This is a genomic window from Candidatus Erwinia haradaeae, assembly GCF_900698995.1.
GTDB lineage: Bacteria > Pseudomonadota > Gammaproteobacteria > Enterobacterales > Enterobacteriaceae > Erwinia_E > Erwinia_E haradaeae_C.
This window is the reverse complement of record NZ_LR217735.1, coordinates 1,011,463-1,029,156: the sequence shown is the minus strand read 5'-3', so window position 1 is coordinate 1,029,156 and position 17,694 is coordinate 1,011,463. Positions and strand designations below refer to the sequence as shown.

The window sequence follows — 17,694 nt, the reverse complement described above, 5'->3', positions numbered from 1 at the left end:
TATATATAACAATATAGATTTTATGCTGAACTATAATAACATAAGGATTATAATATTAATATATTTTATATGTTTTAAAGAAATTTTATTCGCAACTAAGTGATTTTAATAAGATCTTGAGAAGATGTATGTTCTATATTTTGTAAAGAAAATTTTATATTTTAGTTTTTTTTGTTTTTAGGTATAGAGATTTTTATAGAATTGTTAGATTTATTATTATTTTATAATAAATACTATTATTTAATTTTAATGTCTTTTTTAAGTTATATTCATTGTTATGTTTATTATTCAGATAGTGATGTTATTTTAATAGGTTGATAGTTATTTTTATGTTCATTTAGATTAAAATTTTTTATTTTTATATATTACTCGCATAATACTCGAAATTTTTTTTAAAATAAAATAATATACCAAATATTTGATAATTTTGCTAGTAAACAACACATTACTAGACCTAAAATTTTCTATTCTTTACAGATGCTAGATATATTCATAATATACCTATTTAATCTATATGATGACATCAAGCGCTAATTAGTTATTTGTACTGTATCAAGCATAGAGTTAGAATTTTTTAATTTTGGTTTTATACCAGGAAAGTCTATAATGTTTGATATTAATTACCTTAAATATTTATTGAAAGATGAGAATGCTGTTGTTATAGCCTATAGTGGAGGTTTGGATTCAAGTGTTCTTTTGCATCAATTAGTTATGCTTAGAGAAGAACGTCTTGATTTTCATTTTAGGGCTATTCATATTAATCATGGACTGAATGATTCTTCTGATGTATGGGCTTCACATTGTGAACAACAATGTAAGGTGTGGAAGATTTCTTTTTTTCTTGATCGGGTTGACATTTATTGCCATAAAAAAGTAGGTTTAGAAGCCGCAGCTCGGGAAGTTCGCTATCAAGCATTGTATAAAACAATGACCAAAGAAGAAACTTTGTTAACTGCACACCATCAGGATGATCAGAGTGAGACAGTTTTATTAGCCTTAAAGCGTGGCAGTGGACCTGCTGGGCTATCAGCTATGGCTCAAATCAAGACTCATGGTAATCATCGTCATATACGACCATTATTAATGCGGACTCGATCTGAACTAGAAGCGTGGGCTAACTATTATCATTTATCCTGGATTACGGATAATAGCAATCAAGATATGCGTTATGATCGTAATTTTTTACGATTACAAATCATGCCATTATTAAATAAACGCTGGCCTTCTTTTTCGCGTACTGTTTCTCGTAGCGCGCAGCTGTGTGCTGAGCAGGGTAGTGTGCTAGATGAAATGCTTGAAGAATCACTTTATAAATTAATGGATAGATCCAATGCTTTATACTTTTTACCATTAAATTCTATGAGTGTCGCTCGGCGATTTGCAATTTTTCGGCGTTGGATTCTGTATCAAAACGGAACCTTACCATCTCGCAATGTACTACAAAAAATATGGACAGAGGTTGCATGTAGTCGTTTAGATGCTAATCCAAAATTAAAGATTTGGAAGTATGAGGTACGACGTTTTCGTAATCGTCTTTATTGGCTGCCTATTACAAAACCATTAGGAAATTGTCAATTATTCTGGTCTTTTCCCTGGTTGACGTTGTTATTACCTGATGGATTAGGTGAAATACGACAGTCTTCCAGGGGAATAATTTTGCGTTGTCCTCAGTTTAATACAAAAGTGAGCGTACGCTTTCAGGCTGAAGGTAAGTTTTATGTGCATGGCCGCTCTGGCAAGCGTTCATTAAAAAAATTATGGCAAGAATATGGTATTCCACCCTGGAGGCGTCAACGTATTCCATTAATTTTTTACAACGATTGTTTGGTAACAGCTCTTAGTGTATTTGTTACTGTTGATGGCGTTCCGTTACCGGATGGAAAAAAATGGAGCATTAGTTGGGAGAATAGCAACGCTTTGCTTTCAAGCAATAATAGTTGTAAAGGGATTAACAATAATTAAGATTATTTATATGTCATAGAATTTTACAGGCAATAATTATTTTTTATTGAAGATAGAATAAGAATTTTTTTCATTGAATGGATCAATATCATTTGTTTTGACAGCGTAATCATTAATTATGTTTTATTTTAAATAGTTTGTTTTTCGCTGTATATAATCAAATAGTTATGCTGTTTATTGGTTGAGCTTAGATGAATATATATAAATATATAGTACATTGTAATTCTTTAGAAAAATTTATGAAATATTTTGCTTTAAATATATTTTTGTAAAAGTCTATTAAAAATCAAATATTGAAATAATAAGAAAATAATAAGATATGAAGATATTGTATCAGATTGTGGTTATATCTTGAACAGACAGTATTAGAATTCATGTTGGCGTATAAAATGTAAGCTTATGTAAATAATAAGATTTAATTATTTTAAATATTATAGGATATTTTGTTAGAAACATTCAAAAAGAATAATTGACGCGATAGGGTTGCTCTATTAGATTGTATTTTAGATTTTTGCTATTAGTAAAAATAGTATGTTTAATTAGCGCTAATATGTCTAATTTCTTGCTGGTAAAAGTATTTTATTTCTAGAGATTTCAGAAAAGATGTTATAAAATGTTTGCAGAGAGTTAGGGTATTATTCAAAAAATAGACTGTATATAACTGATTACTAGGTATTAAATATATAGACAGTAAGAGTAGAAATATCATCTTTTATTAAGAATTAGTTATTAAATTTAGATTATAGATTTTAGATAATATTTACGAATCTTTTGAAAAAGCTTCTGTATAAATCATATGACGATGAGATGTGATTTATAAAAAGTTATTTTGATTATATTAAAATAGAAAAAATATTTTATTATAAAAATATAATAGCATTAGTTTCTACTGGCAGCGTTTAGTTGTATTTAGGATTGATTTGTAATAGTGGGGTGAAGGCTGAATACAGTACTAACCTATAGCTAAAATATATAGAGTATAAAAAATTAATGAAGATTGATAAACATTAAATTTATAAAAAATAATTCATCATAAACTCAATATATATGTCATACGCATTGTGATGATATATTATCATTTATGTACAGTTCTTTGATAAATATTTTAAAGTGTCTTATTATTATGCAAGTGCTTATGAATAGTAAATAGATTAACCTTTTTTTAAGTGAAAAGGCTAATATGTAATATTTTTAATTTTTAGAGTAAATTCTGTATTAATTAGGAATTATTTAAAAAAATTTTTTTATTTAATGGTATTATATTATCTATAATAGACTGCTTCGAAGATAGTTGCTTATAAAAAACAGATGCCCAGTAATTAATTTTAGATATGTGGTATATTAAGATTAATTATGAAAAATAATGCTATTATTTTACATTATTAATATCATATTAGAAGTAACATATAATAAAATATCAAGGCTTTTCTCTTAATAAGATTTAATCATCTTAAAAATGTCATATAGTCTTATTAAGTAAAATGAGTGAAGAAATAATTATAAGAAACAATATATAGGTTGTTATGAGATTATATGTTTTATATTTAGGCCCCTTAGCTCAGGCGGTCAGAGCAGGCGACTCATAATCGCTTGGTCGCTGGTTCAAGTCCAGCAGGGGCCACCATTTTATAGTACTGTTAGTTTTTAAATATTTAATTTGTATAGAGGCTTATGAATTTAGTTATACATTTATTTATTTATCTATGTAATAGATAAAGTAGTAGGTCGTTTATAGAAGTTATTCTTATTAAGTTTTTTATGTGGGTTAATGCTATGTTTAGTAAATTAATGACATTATACGCATAATGATGCCTGTTAGAATTAGATTTTTTTAAATTAAAAAAAGATAATCATTAATATAAGACAATTAAATGATTCTTTTTTATTGATTTTCTGTGTTAGTATTATTGAAATCATATCTTAAATCTTACTATAGAATATTTCATAGAATCATTTTCTTTAATGTAGTACGCTTTTAACCAATCAAAAATTTATATTTATTTCTTAGTAATAATTTTGTTTAGTGATCTTTTTTTATGAAAGATGTTAATAATTTTGTATACTGCATTTTAGAGTTTGTATAAATTATAATTTTATAGATTTTCTTAGTTTATTTTTTCTATCTTTATAAGATACATCAAACTTTCCTTTTAATATCATTACTATATATATAAAAAATAAGTCGAAGTATATATATCGATATACATATACTATGAATTATAATTGCATAAGTTAAAGCATCAAAAGAGCTAATATTATATATTAAATAGTTTTAGTGTAAAATTTACTCTATAATATGCTATAGAATTATCAATAATATTTGCTAAATAAATTATTATTTACCAAAAAAATTAGAATATTATATTGTGATTTAATTATTTAATTCTTTCGGATTAACTCCAAAAATAGAATCTTTAAAAAGACTTTAATTAAAGCATTTTTTAGATGATGGTTGATATAATTATATTAAGAATATTTTTATATTGTGTATTTAGAATGCTAATAGTATTAAATATGTATATGTATATTAGATGCTTGAAGATATCAAAAGTTAGTATCTAATATTGCTGATTAGATTAGATAATCTAGATGTACTTTAATAAGCTGATAATAAAAAACATTGAAAATGATGAGATAGTAAGATGAAGATTGGATAATTTACTGTAAACACTAGATAGAATAGTTTTATAACTAATATTTGCATATTCAGATGTTATTATAGGGTATTTGATACTTAATTAGTGATAAGTAAAAATTTTTTACTGAATTTCTTTTATGAGAAAAGATTATGTTTGAAAACTTAAGCGCTAGCATTTCTAATGCTTTTCGTAATATTACCGGTCGTGGTAAGCTAACTGCAGATAATATTAAAGATATTTTACAAAAAATACGTATATCATTATTAGAAGCAGATGTGTCTTTAATAGTAGTAAATGAACTTTTAGCGCGAATTAAATCCAATGCGTTAAATCATGCCGTGAATAATAACCTAACTCCAGAGCAAGAGTTTTTGAAGATTGTAAAAAACGAGTTAGTCTCGATTATGGGAGAAAAAAATTATACTATTAATTTGCAAGCAGTACCACCAGTAGTTATATTAGTCGTAGGACAACAAGGAGCTGGTAAGACAACTAGTGTCGGAAAACTTGGTAAATTTTTACGTGAGAAGTATAATAAAAAGATACTAGTAACTTCTGTTGATATTTATCGGCCAGCCGCAATAAAACAGTTAAAAATTTTAGCTGAACAAGTGGGTATTGATTTTTATTCATCAGAATCTAATAAGCACGCAAGTAATATAGCTAAAGATGCTTTGCAGCAAGCTAAGATAAGATTCTACGACGTATTGTTGGTAGATACAGCAGGTCGTTTGCATACTGATGATGTTATGATGCAAGAAATTCAACAAATCCATCTCGCCACACAACCTACAGAAACTTTATTGGTTTCTGACGCAATGACTGGTCAGGACGCAGCTAATATTGCAAAAGCATTTAACATTGCACTCCCATTAACAGGTATAGTATTAACCAAAGTAGATAGTGATACCCGTGGAGGGGCGGCTCTGTCTATGTCTTATATTACAGGTCAACCTATTAAGTTTATAGGGACAGGGGAAAAAAATGAGGCTTTAGAGACTTTTTACCCTGATCGTATTGCTTCACGCATATTAGGCATGGGTGATATATTATCGTTAATTGAAGCTATTGAAAATAAGGTAGATCGCAAAAAAGCTAAAAAAATAGCTTCTTCTTTGAAAAAAGGTAATGATTTTAATCTGAATGATTTTCTAGATCATTTACAACAGTTACGTAATATAGGAGGTGTTAATAGCTTGATTGAAAAGCTGCCAGGAATTGGAGGACTGCCAGAAAATGTTAGGTCTCAAATGAATGATATTTCATTAAAGCGCATGGAAGTTATCATAGAATCCATGACAAGTTTAGAACGTATACATCCTGAAATTATTAAAAGTTCACGTAAAAGAAGAATTGCTTTAGGTTCAGGCACGTTAGTGCAGGATGTTAATCAGTTTTTAAAACAATTTAATGAGATGCAGACTATGATGAAAAAAATACAAAAAGGTGGCATGAAAAACATGATGCGTAATATGAAAGATCTAATATCACCTGGAGCTTTTCCCAAGTAAGAGGTTAGTTCATGGTTTTTTTCTGATAGAATCTAAATAATTCTCAATGTTTTTGATGATGCAGAGGTTAGATAATAATATTTTGAAAGGCTTATTAGGTGCCATTCAATTATAACAGTTTCTGTATATATTAAGATAATTATTTTATGCATCAATGCTATTTTTGGCTCACACTAATTAGTAATTATAATTATATGTAATGATATAATATATTTTAACTGCTACCGAAAAAAAGAAAATAATATAATGATTATTATATAAACTATAACAAAACAGTAGAAGATAGGTCATTAAGTATCAAACTGCACCTTCTAAGTTTTTTTTTATGTTATCGACTATATTAGACAATATAATATATATGAAAAATAATTTTTTAGGTGTGCGTACTATAAGTTTCAGTTGCTGTTTGATTTGGATAATATACTACTTATGATTAATAATGTTTTTTGTTTTAATTTTCTATGTGATTCATATCAAACGTCCACATGATTTTATGGGCTTGAGGTAAATCTTCAACTAGCGGAAGAGTAGTTTTTACTAGACGATGAAGCGCAGAGTGAGAAGGATGTCGTATAAGTATTTTCCATCTATATCGTCCTTTATGCTTAGCCTGTAGAGAGGGAATTGGGCCTAAGATCTGATATATTAGCGGATCATACAGAGGACTTGATTGAAGTAAAATTAGAATTTGTTTTAAAAATTGACAAGCTTTTTGTTTGTTATAGTCTTCAGCACAAAAGAGAAAGCAACTAAAACATGGCGGTAGAAATGCGTTTTTGCGTTCTTTGAGTTCTTTTTGAGCAAATTCATGATACCCATTGTATAATAAAGTTTGTAATAGTGGATGTTTAGGATGATGAGTTTGTAATATTACTTCTATTTGTTTATTTTTAGATAGCGCACGCTCAAAAACTTGCGTGTATAACTGAGCAAAATGCTCTGCTGCTCGAAAGTTTGTAGAAAACAGTACCTGATCTACATTTACTAGTGAAACTAATGTAACATATGGAAAATTATCAATTTTAGATAGCATTTGTGTACCTACTAAAATATGTGCACCGCCATTTTTTATTTTATCTAACTTTGTTTGTAATGCGCTATATGCGTGAGTGGTATCACGATCGATACGTGTTAATGGGGTTAATGGAAAAAGAGTTTTTAGGTTTTTCTCTAGTTTTTCTGTCCCCATTCCGATTGGCACAATATGTGTAGATCCGCATTGTGAGCACTGTTTAGGTATATTGCGTTGGCTGTCACAATGATGACATAATAGTTTGTTTTGTATTTTATGAAAGGTATAGTTACGATTACATCGTAAGCATTTACTCTTCCAGCCGCATTCGTGACACAATATAGAAGAAGAAAATCCTCGACGATTAAGAAATAATAAAACTTGATTATTAAGAGTTAAATGTTGGTTTATTTTTTGAATTAAAGTTATAGAGAGGCCATTATTCAATTTTGTATCTTTTAGATCTACTAAAAGAGGATCAGTTATTTTAATATTTTGGTTAGGTTGACTGAGATTAATATGACGATATTTACTTAATTGAATATTATATAATGTTTCTAATGAGGGGGTTGAAGAAATCATGATAATAGGTATTTTTTCTTGTTTTGCACGTACTATTGCTAGGTCTCTTGCATTATATCGAAAACCATTGGTCTGTATGTAAGAACTGTCATGTTCATTCTCTAAAATAATTACGCCAAGTTTTTTTAATGGTGAAAATAATACAGAACGGGTTCCAATCATAATAGCTATTTTCCCATCACGGGCTTGTTGCCATGTCTTAAGATGTGTTTCATGATGTAATTGAGAATGTAAAGTAGCAATAGAGGCATGTAGTTTTTGCTGAAGAAGAGATACAGTGTGAGATATTAAGTGAATCTCTGGTACTAATATTAGAGCTTGTTGACCTTTTTTTAGAATTTCTCCTATAAAATGTAGATATACCGCAGTTTTTCCAGACCCGGCCATACCAGTAAGAATCCAGGTGGAAAATTGATGATCTGTATTTCGAATAGTAGATACAGCGGTAGCTTGTTCTGCGTTTAATTGTTCCATCCCACTAACTATAGCATTGTTATAGAGAGAATTTTTTTGTTTTTGTATATATGGTGGCGCTACGTTGTTCAACTGTTTAGTGTCTGAAGGTTTTAGTTTAGTGTTTGCTGTATCTTTTAAGTTTGATTTTTCTTGTACGCCCTTTGTATGCGAAAAGGTAGTGATTATTTTTTTTTTATCACAATATTGTAGATTATTTGATTGTTTGGGATCTGATTCTAAATCATTAATTTTATTCTGATTAATGGGAATGTTTTCTGTTGCATATCCTCGACGCAATAGTATAGGGATAGCATTTAGCAAGATTTTACCTAATGAAAAATGATAGTAATTTGAAGCCCAGTGCAATGTGCGCCATAAAGCAGGATCATATAATGAACATATGTCTAATGATTTTTCTATAGTTGGCAATTGATTATACAGAAAATTATCATAGTTGTGAACGACTTTTATTACAATACCAATCATAATACGGTTACAAAAAGGTACACTTACGCGCCCGCCAATGGCTATATTGTTTAAATGTGGAGGGGTAAGATATGTTAATTGATTGACCCGAGTAAGAGGTAGTGCTACGTGTATAATAGACATATTTAAACCAAATAGTTAACGCTACTGAATTAATTAAAATGTAATGACTTGATATAAATTGAATTCAAACTTATGTTAAGAATCATTGTTGAATTTGAATAACTAAGCATAAAGCATAAAAATTAATAGATAGTTGTTTGAAACATGCTTGGATATATATCCAGAGGTATCTGGGTATTGTACGATCAGTGTCATCTGGACAGCATGAGTTGAAGTTCAGTTTAGTTATAATATGCGCAAAATTCAGCATCTTATATTATATATATACTTATTTTCCAGAAAGAAGAACAAGTATCGATTTTTAAATATCAATCAGTATGCGATGTGGATCTTCTAAGCAGTCTTTAATTATTGCAAGACATCCCACTGATTCTCGCCCATCAATTAGTCGGTGATCATAGGAAAGCGCAAGGTACATCATAGGTAATAGAGCCACTGTTCCATTAAGAGCTGAAGGGCGCTCTTTAATAACATGCACACCTAAGATAGCACTTTGTGGTGGATTTATAAGCGGTGTAGACATAAGAGAGCCAAATACTCCACCGTTAGTGATAGTAAAAGTGCCACCAGTTAGGTCTTTTATGGTTAATTTATTAGTGCGACCTTTTAATGAGAGTTCTTTAATTTTTTTTTCGATATCAGACATACTAAGCATATCAGCATTTTTTAATATAGGAGTGATTAGACCACGGGGTGTAGAGATTGCGATACTGATATCAAAATAGTTATGATACACAATATCTAATCCATCAATACATGCATTGACTTCTGGGTAGCGTCTTAATGCTTCTACTACCGCTTTAACATAGAAGGACATAAAACCTAAACGAACACCATGGCGTTTTTCGAAGAGTGCACCGTGTTTATTGCGAATAGATATCACAGATTGCATATTAACTTCGTTAAATGTAGTTAACATTGCGGTGGTATTTTTAACTTTCAGCAATCGTTCTGCCATTTTTACTCGCAGACGACTCATGGGTATACGCGTTTCGCTACGTGATTCTAAGGAAGGTATAGTTGATTCTTGACGTAGTGTTGATTTATCTTGTGTTTCTATAGTTTGAAAAATATCTTTTTTTATATTTTCTTTTATCAGGTTTTCACTGAGATCTTTTTCTTTTATTATATTCGATTTTGTGTCATGTTCAGATATAAAACGTCGCATGGCTGGCCCAATGGCTTCTAAATTGACAGTTTTTTTAAATACCTCTTCCTTTTCACATGATATGTTTTTTTTTGGTTGACCGAAAGAGGTAGTGAGTGCGGTGTTAGTTGGAGTGCATCTTAAAGAACCTAAAATTTGACCGGATGTCACTGTTTCACCTTCTGTTGCTAAAATTGTCTCCAAAATGCCATCAGTAGATGCCGGAATTTCTAAGATTACTTTATCAGTCTCAATATCCACCACTATTTCATCTCGTGTAAGTATATCACCAATTTTTTTATGCCACGTCGTAATAATGCCGTCAACCACAGATTCTGGTAGATCAGGAACTATAATATGAATATTATTCATTGTTTATCCTTTTCTGAATGTATTACTTAATCGTTAGTGCGTCGTTTACCAAATCTTGCTGTTGCTGATAGTGTATGGATGTATGGCCAACTGCTGGTGATGCTGAAGCTGAACGACCAGCATAGCGTAATAATGATCCTGGTGTTAAAATCTCTCGAAGAGGATGCTGGATAATATACCAGGCACCTTGGTTCTGTGGTTCTTCTTGGCACCAGATAAAATCATGTGCGTTACTATACTGTTGAAAAATATTTTCTAGTTCTTTATAAGGAAATGGGTATAATTTTTCGATACGAATAATAGCAATATAATTTTGATTATTTTGTCGACGCTTATTTAATAAGTCGTAGTAAACTTTACCTGTGCAAAATATTACACGCTGTACTGATTGATAATCAACTTGATCAATTTCATCGATGACTGATTGAAAGGTTCCAGTAGCTAAATCATCTAAAGATGAGACCGCTTGTGGGTGACGTAGTAATGATTTGGGCGACATAATGACTAAGGGGCGCTTAAGTTCATCTTGCGCCTGTCTTCGAAGTATGTGGTATAATTGTGAAGGCGTTGAAAGAACACATACTTGCATGTTGTTTTCGGCAGAAAGTTGTAGGTACCGCTCTAGTCGAGCGGATGAGTGTTCTGGACCCTGCCCTTCATAGCCGTGAGGTAAGAGTAGCACTAATCCACACTGGTATCCCCATTTTTGTTCACCGCTACTAATAAATTGGTCAATCACTATTTGAGCGGTGTTAGCAAAATCACCGAACTGTGCTTCCCAGATGGTTAAAGTTTTAGGTGATGCCATTGCATAACCATATTCAAATGCTAACACGGCTTCTTCTGACAGTACCGAATCCCATACATAAAAGGACCCTTGATTTTTATTTATGTTTTTTAATGGGATATATATTGACCCATTAGACTGATCATGAATAACAGCATGGCGGTGAAAAAAGGTACCGCGCCCTACATCTTCACCAGAGAGACGACATGAAATTCCTTGTTCTAAAATTGTAGCATATGCAAGGTTTTCTGCTGCCCCCCAGTCAAATGGTTTGTTGCCGGTTGCCATTTGAAAGCGATCTGTATAGATTTTTTGAACACGTGATTGCATGGTTACTGTAGTTGGTACTATGCTAATATTTGTAGCTAATTCTTGTAAGTGACTCAGGTTAAGATGTTTCTGATATTTAAGATTGACATTAGAGTATTTTGATGATGACAGAGAAAAGACATTAGGGCTATTAGGATGACAATTTGGAATTATATATTCACCGCTATCTAGTTTACTGCGATATGCATTTACCATTTCTATTGCATCATTTTTGTTAATAACCTGTGTACATTCTAGGTGATTGGCATAGATTTCTCGTACAGTTGGGTGTTTTTTAATTTTTTGATACATTAGGGGTTGTGTCACACTAGGCTCATCGGCTTCATTATGTCCATGACGACGGTAACAAACGAGATCGATAAAAACATCACGCTGAAAAGCACGACGAAAGTCTAATGATAGGCGAGTAACAAACGCCACTGCTTCTGGGTCGTCTGCCATAACATGAAAAATAGGTGCCATTACTATTTTTCCAACATCTGTGCAATACTGACTTGATCTGGCGTCCTGTAGATTGGATGTAGTAAAACCAACTTGATTATTAATAACTACTCGTACTGTTCCTCCTACTTGATAACCGCGTACTTTAGACATATTTAAAGTTTCCTGTACTACCCCTTGTCCAATAATTGCCGCATCACCGTGAATCGTAATTGGTAATACTTGATTGCTATCTGTTTGATATAAAGTATCTATTAAAGCCCGTGCGGAACCCATTACTACTGGATTAATAATTTCTAAATGCGAAGGATTGCATTCTAGTACTACATGGATGATGCCCTCTTTAGTTTGAATATTGGAAGAAAAGCCCATGTGATATTTTACATCCCCGCTTCTTGTATTGTCTGAAACTTTTCCAAAAAATTCATTAAAGAGGTCTTGTGGTTTTTTGCCTAACACATTAACAAGAACATTAAGCCGACCACGATGAGCCATGCCTAAAATTACCTTATGTGTATTGTTTTTTCGAGAATAATATATAATTTCATTCACTACTAGTAGTAGCGCATCCCCGCCTTCTAAAGAAAAACGTTTAGCACCTGGAAATTTAGAACCAAGATAACGTTCTAGACCTTCTGCAGCAGTTAGTGTTTTTAAAAAATCTCTTTTTTCTTTAATAGAAAATATAGTTTCTCTGTCTACTAATTCTAGTCTTTTCTGTATCCATTGTTTTTCATTTTTATTGGTGATATGCATAAACTCTGCCCCAATCGAGCCGCAGTATATTTTTTTTAATAGGGCGTGTATATCGATTAGTTTCATCGTTTGTTCATTAAGATTCAATGAGCTGATGTCAAATCTGTTATAAAAGTCAGAATCTTTGAAACCATGATAAGCAAGATCTAATTCTTCAATTTTTTCATGCTTTTGTAGTTGTAGCGGATCAAGATGCGCTTGTTGATGTCCGAAACAACGAAAGGCATTAACAAGATTCAAAAGTTGAATTGGTTCAATATTTTTTTTAGGGTTTTCTTTAGCAGAAGAAACATATTCAGAGTTTCTGTCTAAGAAGTGAAGATTATTTTTGCTAGTTTTTGTACATGACTCTAGCTGTTCTCCAAAATCAGAAATATTCAAAAAACGAGCTCTCCAGTCCATCTCAACAGAATTGGAATTATTTAAAAAATCTGAATAGAGAGACTCTACATAGGATTGGCTGGTTCCGCCCAACCAAGAGGAGTCTAGCCAGAGTTTCATGTTTATATTCTGCATTTTTATTCCTTCAGAATAATTTTATTAATGTAAATAGTTCTTGTTTATGCGATTTATTTAATTGCCTGCCATTTTATCTAGTTTTATTTTGATTGTTAGTTTGTATATGTATAAATTTTTGATAATGAGGATATTTAATAATTGATTCTATTTGCCAAAAATGGGTTTTTTAAATAATATACGATTAGGAATTCACTGGTTAGCAGTATGTACATAGTTTGTAATAATTTAAACATAATAAGAATTGAAAAATATAAATATTAAGCTCCTCTGTGTAGAAGCATAGTTTTAATGGATGCAATAGCACTGGTTGGATTTAGTTCTTTGGGGCATACACTAACGCAATTCATAATACTATGACAACGAAATACGCTAAAGGCATCGCTAAGATCGTTAAGGCGCTGATCTGTCTCAGTGTCGCGACTATCAACAAGAAATCGATAGGCAGCGAGCAAACCTGCAGGGCCGATAAATTTATCTGGATTCCACCAAAAGGACGGACAGGCGGTAGAGCAGCATGCGCAGAGTATACATTCATAGAGACCATCTAATCTTTTACGCTCTGCTTGTGTTTGAAGGCGCTCTCTTATTGGCGCGTCTGTCTTTGTATTTAATAAATATGGTTTAATTTTTTCATATTGTTGATAAAATTGAGTCATATCTACTATTAAATCACGAATAATTGGTAATAATGGTAATGGTCGAAGAATAATTTTCTTTTTTTTATTAATTAATGAAGAAACTGGAGTAATACATGCCAGACCGTTTTTACCGTTTATATTTAAACCATCAGAGCCACACACTCCTTCACGACAGGAACGACGAAATGCTAACGTTGGGTCGATTTCTTTTATAAGCATTAATGCATCTAACAACATTATATCTTGACTATCTTTTAGTTCTATCCAGTAATCCTCCATGTGTGGATGATTATCTAGATCTGGGTTATAACGGTAAATAGAAAATTCAAGTTTCATATTTGAGTGAATTCCTAATACTAAGATTAGTAGATACGTTCTTGCGGTGAAAAGGCTTGGTGTAATTTTGGCTGCATGTTTACATTACGACGTGTCATGCGTTGATATTGTGGTAAGTATAAAGTATGGCAAAGCCAGTTTTTATCATCACGCTCAGGATAATCCAATCGGCTATGCGCACCTCGGCTTTCAGTCCGATAGTGAGCTGATAAGGCAGTAACATAGGCTGTTTCCATTAAGTTATCTAACTCTAGGCATTCTATGAGCTGAGTATTAAAGTTACTAGATCTATCATCTAAGCGAGCATTCTGCAGGCGATCTCTGAGAGCCTGTAATTCAGATATGCCACTTGCCATATCTATACCTTCTCGAAAAACAGAGAAATTTTTCTGCATACAAAACTGTAGAGCTTTTCGTATTTTGACTGGGTTCTCTCCGGTTAAGTTGTTACGCCAACGATCTAGTCGTGTTAAAGAATACTTAACCTCTTCGTTTTTAGCCTCTAATAATATACCCTGTTCTTCTATTGCGCTTTTCATATGCAAACCAACAGCTCTACCAAAGACTACTAAGTCAAGCAAAGAGTTTCCTCCTAGTCGATTCGCTCCGTGCACTGATACACATGCTACTTCTCCTACTGCAAATAATCCCGGAATGATAGTATCTTCTCCTATTTCATTTAAGGTTAATGCTTGGCCTGTAATTTTAGTTGGAATCCCACCCATCATGTAATGACAGGTTGGGATTACTGGGATAGGATCCAGAGCTGGATCAATATGAGCAAAAGTGCGTGATATCTCCATAATACCAGGAAGACGTGATTCTAGTATGTTTTTTGCAAGGTGATTGAGCTTGAGTTTAACATATGGACCAGAAGGTCCATTAAAACCACGATTTTCACGAATTTCAGTCATAATTGAACGTGCTACCACGTCCCGACTAGCCAAGTCTTTTGCGTTTGGAGCATGACGCTCCATAAAACGTTCGCCATGCTTATTGATTAAATAACCTCCTTCACCCCGACATCCCTCAGTGATTAACACACCAACACCAACAATACCTGTTGGGTGAAATTGCCACATCTCCATATCTTGCACAGGAACGCCTGCACGTAGTGCCATGCCAATACCATCGCCAGTATTAATATGTGCATTAGTTGTTGAGTGATAAATACGTCCTGCTCCACCAGTAGCTAACACTGTCGCACGTGTTTTAAAATATACTATTTCACTGTTTTCAATGTTTAGCGCGGTACATCCTACTATATTTCCATTGGCGTTTTTTACCAGGTCGATCGCGTACCATTCTGAAAAAATAGTGGTTTTATTTTTTAAGTTTTGCTGGTAAAGAGTATGAAGTAGCGCATGTCCAGTACGGTCTGCTGAGGCGGCTGTACGAGATGCTTGTTTGTCACCAAAATTTATCGATTGCCCGCCAAATGGGCGTTGATAAATTCGACCATCATCTAATCGAGAAAATGGTAACCCCATATGCTCTAATTCTAGAATAGTTTGTGGGCCTGTTTCACACATATATTCAATGGCATGCTGATCACCAATATAATCCGATCCTTTTACAGTATCATACATATGCCATATCCAATTATCTGTATGCGCATTACCTAACGCTACTGTGATACCTCCTTGCGCAGATACTGTATGAGAGCGTGTTGGAAATACTTTTGATAGTAAGGCGCAAGACATTTTTTCTTGTGTGATTTGTAAAGCTGCGCGCATACCTGCGCCACCTGCGCCGATAACAATAGCATCAAATTCTATTATTGGTAATTTCATTATGCACTCCAGACAATAATGGTGCCATAAATAGCATATGCAAACAATATTATAACTACTGCCAGCTGCAGAAACATACGCATAGCTAATGTTTTAATATAGTCTGTTAAGACCTGCCACATGCCAATCCAGCCATGTACCAGTATGGACAACAGTGTTAAACAAGTGAACACTTTAGTAAATGGTAGTTGAAATAAAGCTTGCCAAGTGTTGTATGTTATTTTTTCTGTGATTGCTAGCATAACTAGGATGTACACTATGTAGAAGGTTATAATGATAGCAGTAGTGCGCAAAAGCAACCAGTCATGCAAACCATTACGCCCTAATGCAGTAGCGTTGTTTACCATATAAAAACTCCGGCTAAAATAGAAAACAGCATAGCAATTAAGAATGAGATTTGTGCAGAGAATTTTCCTGTTTTTAAAGTAACGCCCAGAAAGTCACAATCCATCATCATATGACGAATGCCGCTGGAGATATGGTAAGCTAGTGCGCTCAAAATACCCCAAAGAATAAATTTAAACATAAAATTATCCATCACTTTAGATACCTGTAAAAAACCTTCAGGTGACGATAGGGATAAACCAAGTAACCATAGAAGCAGTCCGGTCGATACAAACACAATAACTCCGGATATGCGATGCAGGATAGAAGCGATTGCAGTTAAAGGAAAATGTATTGTAGAAAAATCTAAATTAACCGGTCTTGTTTTTTTCACAGCATTCCATCAGCTTTGTCGTATTTTATTTTCCGGACCTGAATCAAGAAGCAATGATATTCATACGTAATTACATGACACCAAGAAAATTGAGTTTGCAATTATTATTATAGTGTTATTTTAGTTGTTATTATAGTGTTATTTTAATATACGTTGGCGTTGAATATCACTTTTCATCTCACAGATTGTTCCGGCACCTTTGAATTCCTTAATGTCTGATCTTGATATAGTACTGTATAGAGAGCGTTCAATTGAATTAAATAGTATAAATCTAACATAAGATGAATACAAATATAATTAACACTAACATAGTTATTAATTAGTAATTGGTAACTAATAATTAGTAACTAATAATTAGTAACCAGTAATTAGTAATTTTTAGTAACTAATAATTTTCATGCACTCATTATGTTATAAGTTATCCATTATATATCATTATTGCGATAAACATAAATTTTAAATTTTTAGATAATATAAGGAAGACCTATAATAATATTTGTGTATTTTAAGAGATTTAAAATTTTATGCTAAAATAGTATTAGTCACTTATTTCATTATAAGTGGCATTATAGATAATAAAGATTATTCTATTAATATATCTGATATTGATATGTTGATTCTGTGTTGTTAATAGTTTTTGTAACGTTTTGATATACCATCTAAAATAACATACAGATATATAATCAGCATTTTATTTTATAATAATAATTTTATTGCGTAGTAATAAACATAAGAGCAATAAGTAAAATTTTTAGATAGAATTTTAAGGAATTAAAGAGAAGCAACAATTACTTTATTAATTAGATTGTATAGTAAAATAGAATGATCGTTAGTTTTATAAAATATAGAATAAAGAATGAAAACTTCCCCTTAAGATTGAAGGTTCTGTTTAAAAATATTATAAAAATATAATAAATATATATAAGTAAATATAGTGATTGTAGCAGATACAGTTAAGTGTGTATTTTAGAGAAAAAAAAGATGATAAAAACTATAAAAAGATTGATTATTGCTTGATTGTATTTAAGGGGCAACTAAAAGTAGGCAATGTTATCTTAATAAAAACGAACGCTGATTAATTATTAG

9 protein-coding genes and 1 tRNA gene are annotated in these 17,694 nt (G+C 31.9%); 3 read left to right on the top strand and 7 right to left on the bottom strand.

Features of this window, described 5'->3' with window-relative positions:
- Nucleotides 1-606 precede the first annotated feature (606 nt).
- The 3 genes from tilS to ffh all read left to right on the top strand — a co-directional run bounded on the left by tilS (nucleotide 607) and on the right by ffh (nucleotide 6,112).
- Nucleotides 607-1,962, top strand: coding sequence for a tRNA lysidine(34) synthetase TilS (tilS, locus tag ERCISPPA3004_RS03275; RefSeq protein WP_157990644.1), 1,356 nt, complete (start codon nucleotides 607-609; stop codon nucleotides 1,960-1,962).
- 1,547 nt (nucleotides 1,963-3,509) lie between these two features.
- Nucleotides 3,510-3,586 (top strand) — tRNA-Ile (locus ERCISPPA3004_RS03270).
- A 1,164-nt stretch (nucleotides 3,587-4,750) separates the two neighbouring features.
- Entirely contained in the window at nucleotides 4,751-6,112 is a 1,362-nt protein-coding gene (gene ffh, locus ERCISPPA3004_RS03265; RefSeq protein ID WP_157990643.1) for a signal recognition particle protein, read from the top strand.
- A 451-nt stretch (nucleotides 6,113-6,563) separates the two neighbouring features.
- On the opposite strand, the gene priA is transcribed toward ffh, so the two are convergent.
- The 7 genes from priA to sdhC all read right to left on the bottom strand — a co-directional run bounded on the left by priA (nucleotide 6,564) and on the right by sdhC (nucleotide 16,608).
- On the bottom strand, nucleotides 6,564-8,771 hold the full coding sequence (gene priA, locus ERCISPPA3004_RS03260; protein ID WP_157990642.1) for a primosomal protein N': 2,208 nt from the start codon (nucleotides 8,769-8,771) through the stop codon (nucleotides 6,564-6,566).
- Between the two features lie 301 nt (nucleotides 8,772-9,072).
- On the bottom strand, nucleotides 9,073-10,290 hold the full coding sequence (gene sucB, locus ERCISPPA3004_RS03255; RefSeq protein WP_157990641.1) for a dihydrolipoyllysine-residue succinyltransferase: 1,218 nt from the start codon (nucleotides 10,288-10,290) through the stop codon (nucleotides 9,073-9,075).
- Between the two features lie 22 nt (nucleotides 10,291-10,312).
- A complete protein-coding gene (locus tag ERCISPPA3004_RS03250; RefSeq protein WP_157990640.1) occupies nucleotides 10,313-13,120 on the bottom strand; it encodes a 2-oxoglutarate dehydrogenase E1 component in 2,808 nt (935 codons plus the stop codon).
- Nucleotides 13,121-13,380: 260 nt separating this feature from the next.
- Nucleotides 13,381-14,097, bottom strand: coding sequence for a succinate dehydrogenase iron-sulfur subunit (locus ERCISPPA3004_RS03245; RefSeq protein WP_157990639.1), 717 nt, complete (start codon nucleotides 14,095-14,097; stop codon nucleotides 13,381-13,383).
- A 26-nt stretch (nucleotides 14,098-14,123) separates the two neighbouring features.
- Entirely contained in the window at nucleotides 14,124-15,890 is a 1,767-nt protein-coding gene (gene sdhA / locus ERCISPPA3004_RS03240; RefSeq protein ID WP_157990638.1) for a succinate dehydrogenase flavoprotein subunit, read from the bottom strand.
- A complete protein-coding gene (gene sdhD, locus ERCISPPA3004_RS03235; RefSeq protein WP_157990637.1) occupies nucleotides 15,890-16,237 on the bottom strand; it encodes a succinate dehydrogenase, hydrophobic membrane anchor protein in 348 nt (115 codons plus the stop codon). The genes sdhA and sdhD overlap by 1 nt, the downstream gene beginning before the upstream one ends.
- A complete protein-coding gene (gene sdhC / locus ERCISPPA3004_RS03230) occupies nucleotides 16,231-16,608 on the bottom strand; it encodes a succinate dehydrogenase cytochrome b556 subunit (protein WP_157990636.1) in 378 nt (125 codons plus the stop codon). The genes sdhD and sdhC overlap by 7 nt, the downstream gene beginning before the upstream one ends.
- Nucleotides 16,609-17,694: the final 1,086 nt, after the last annotated feature.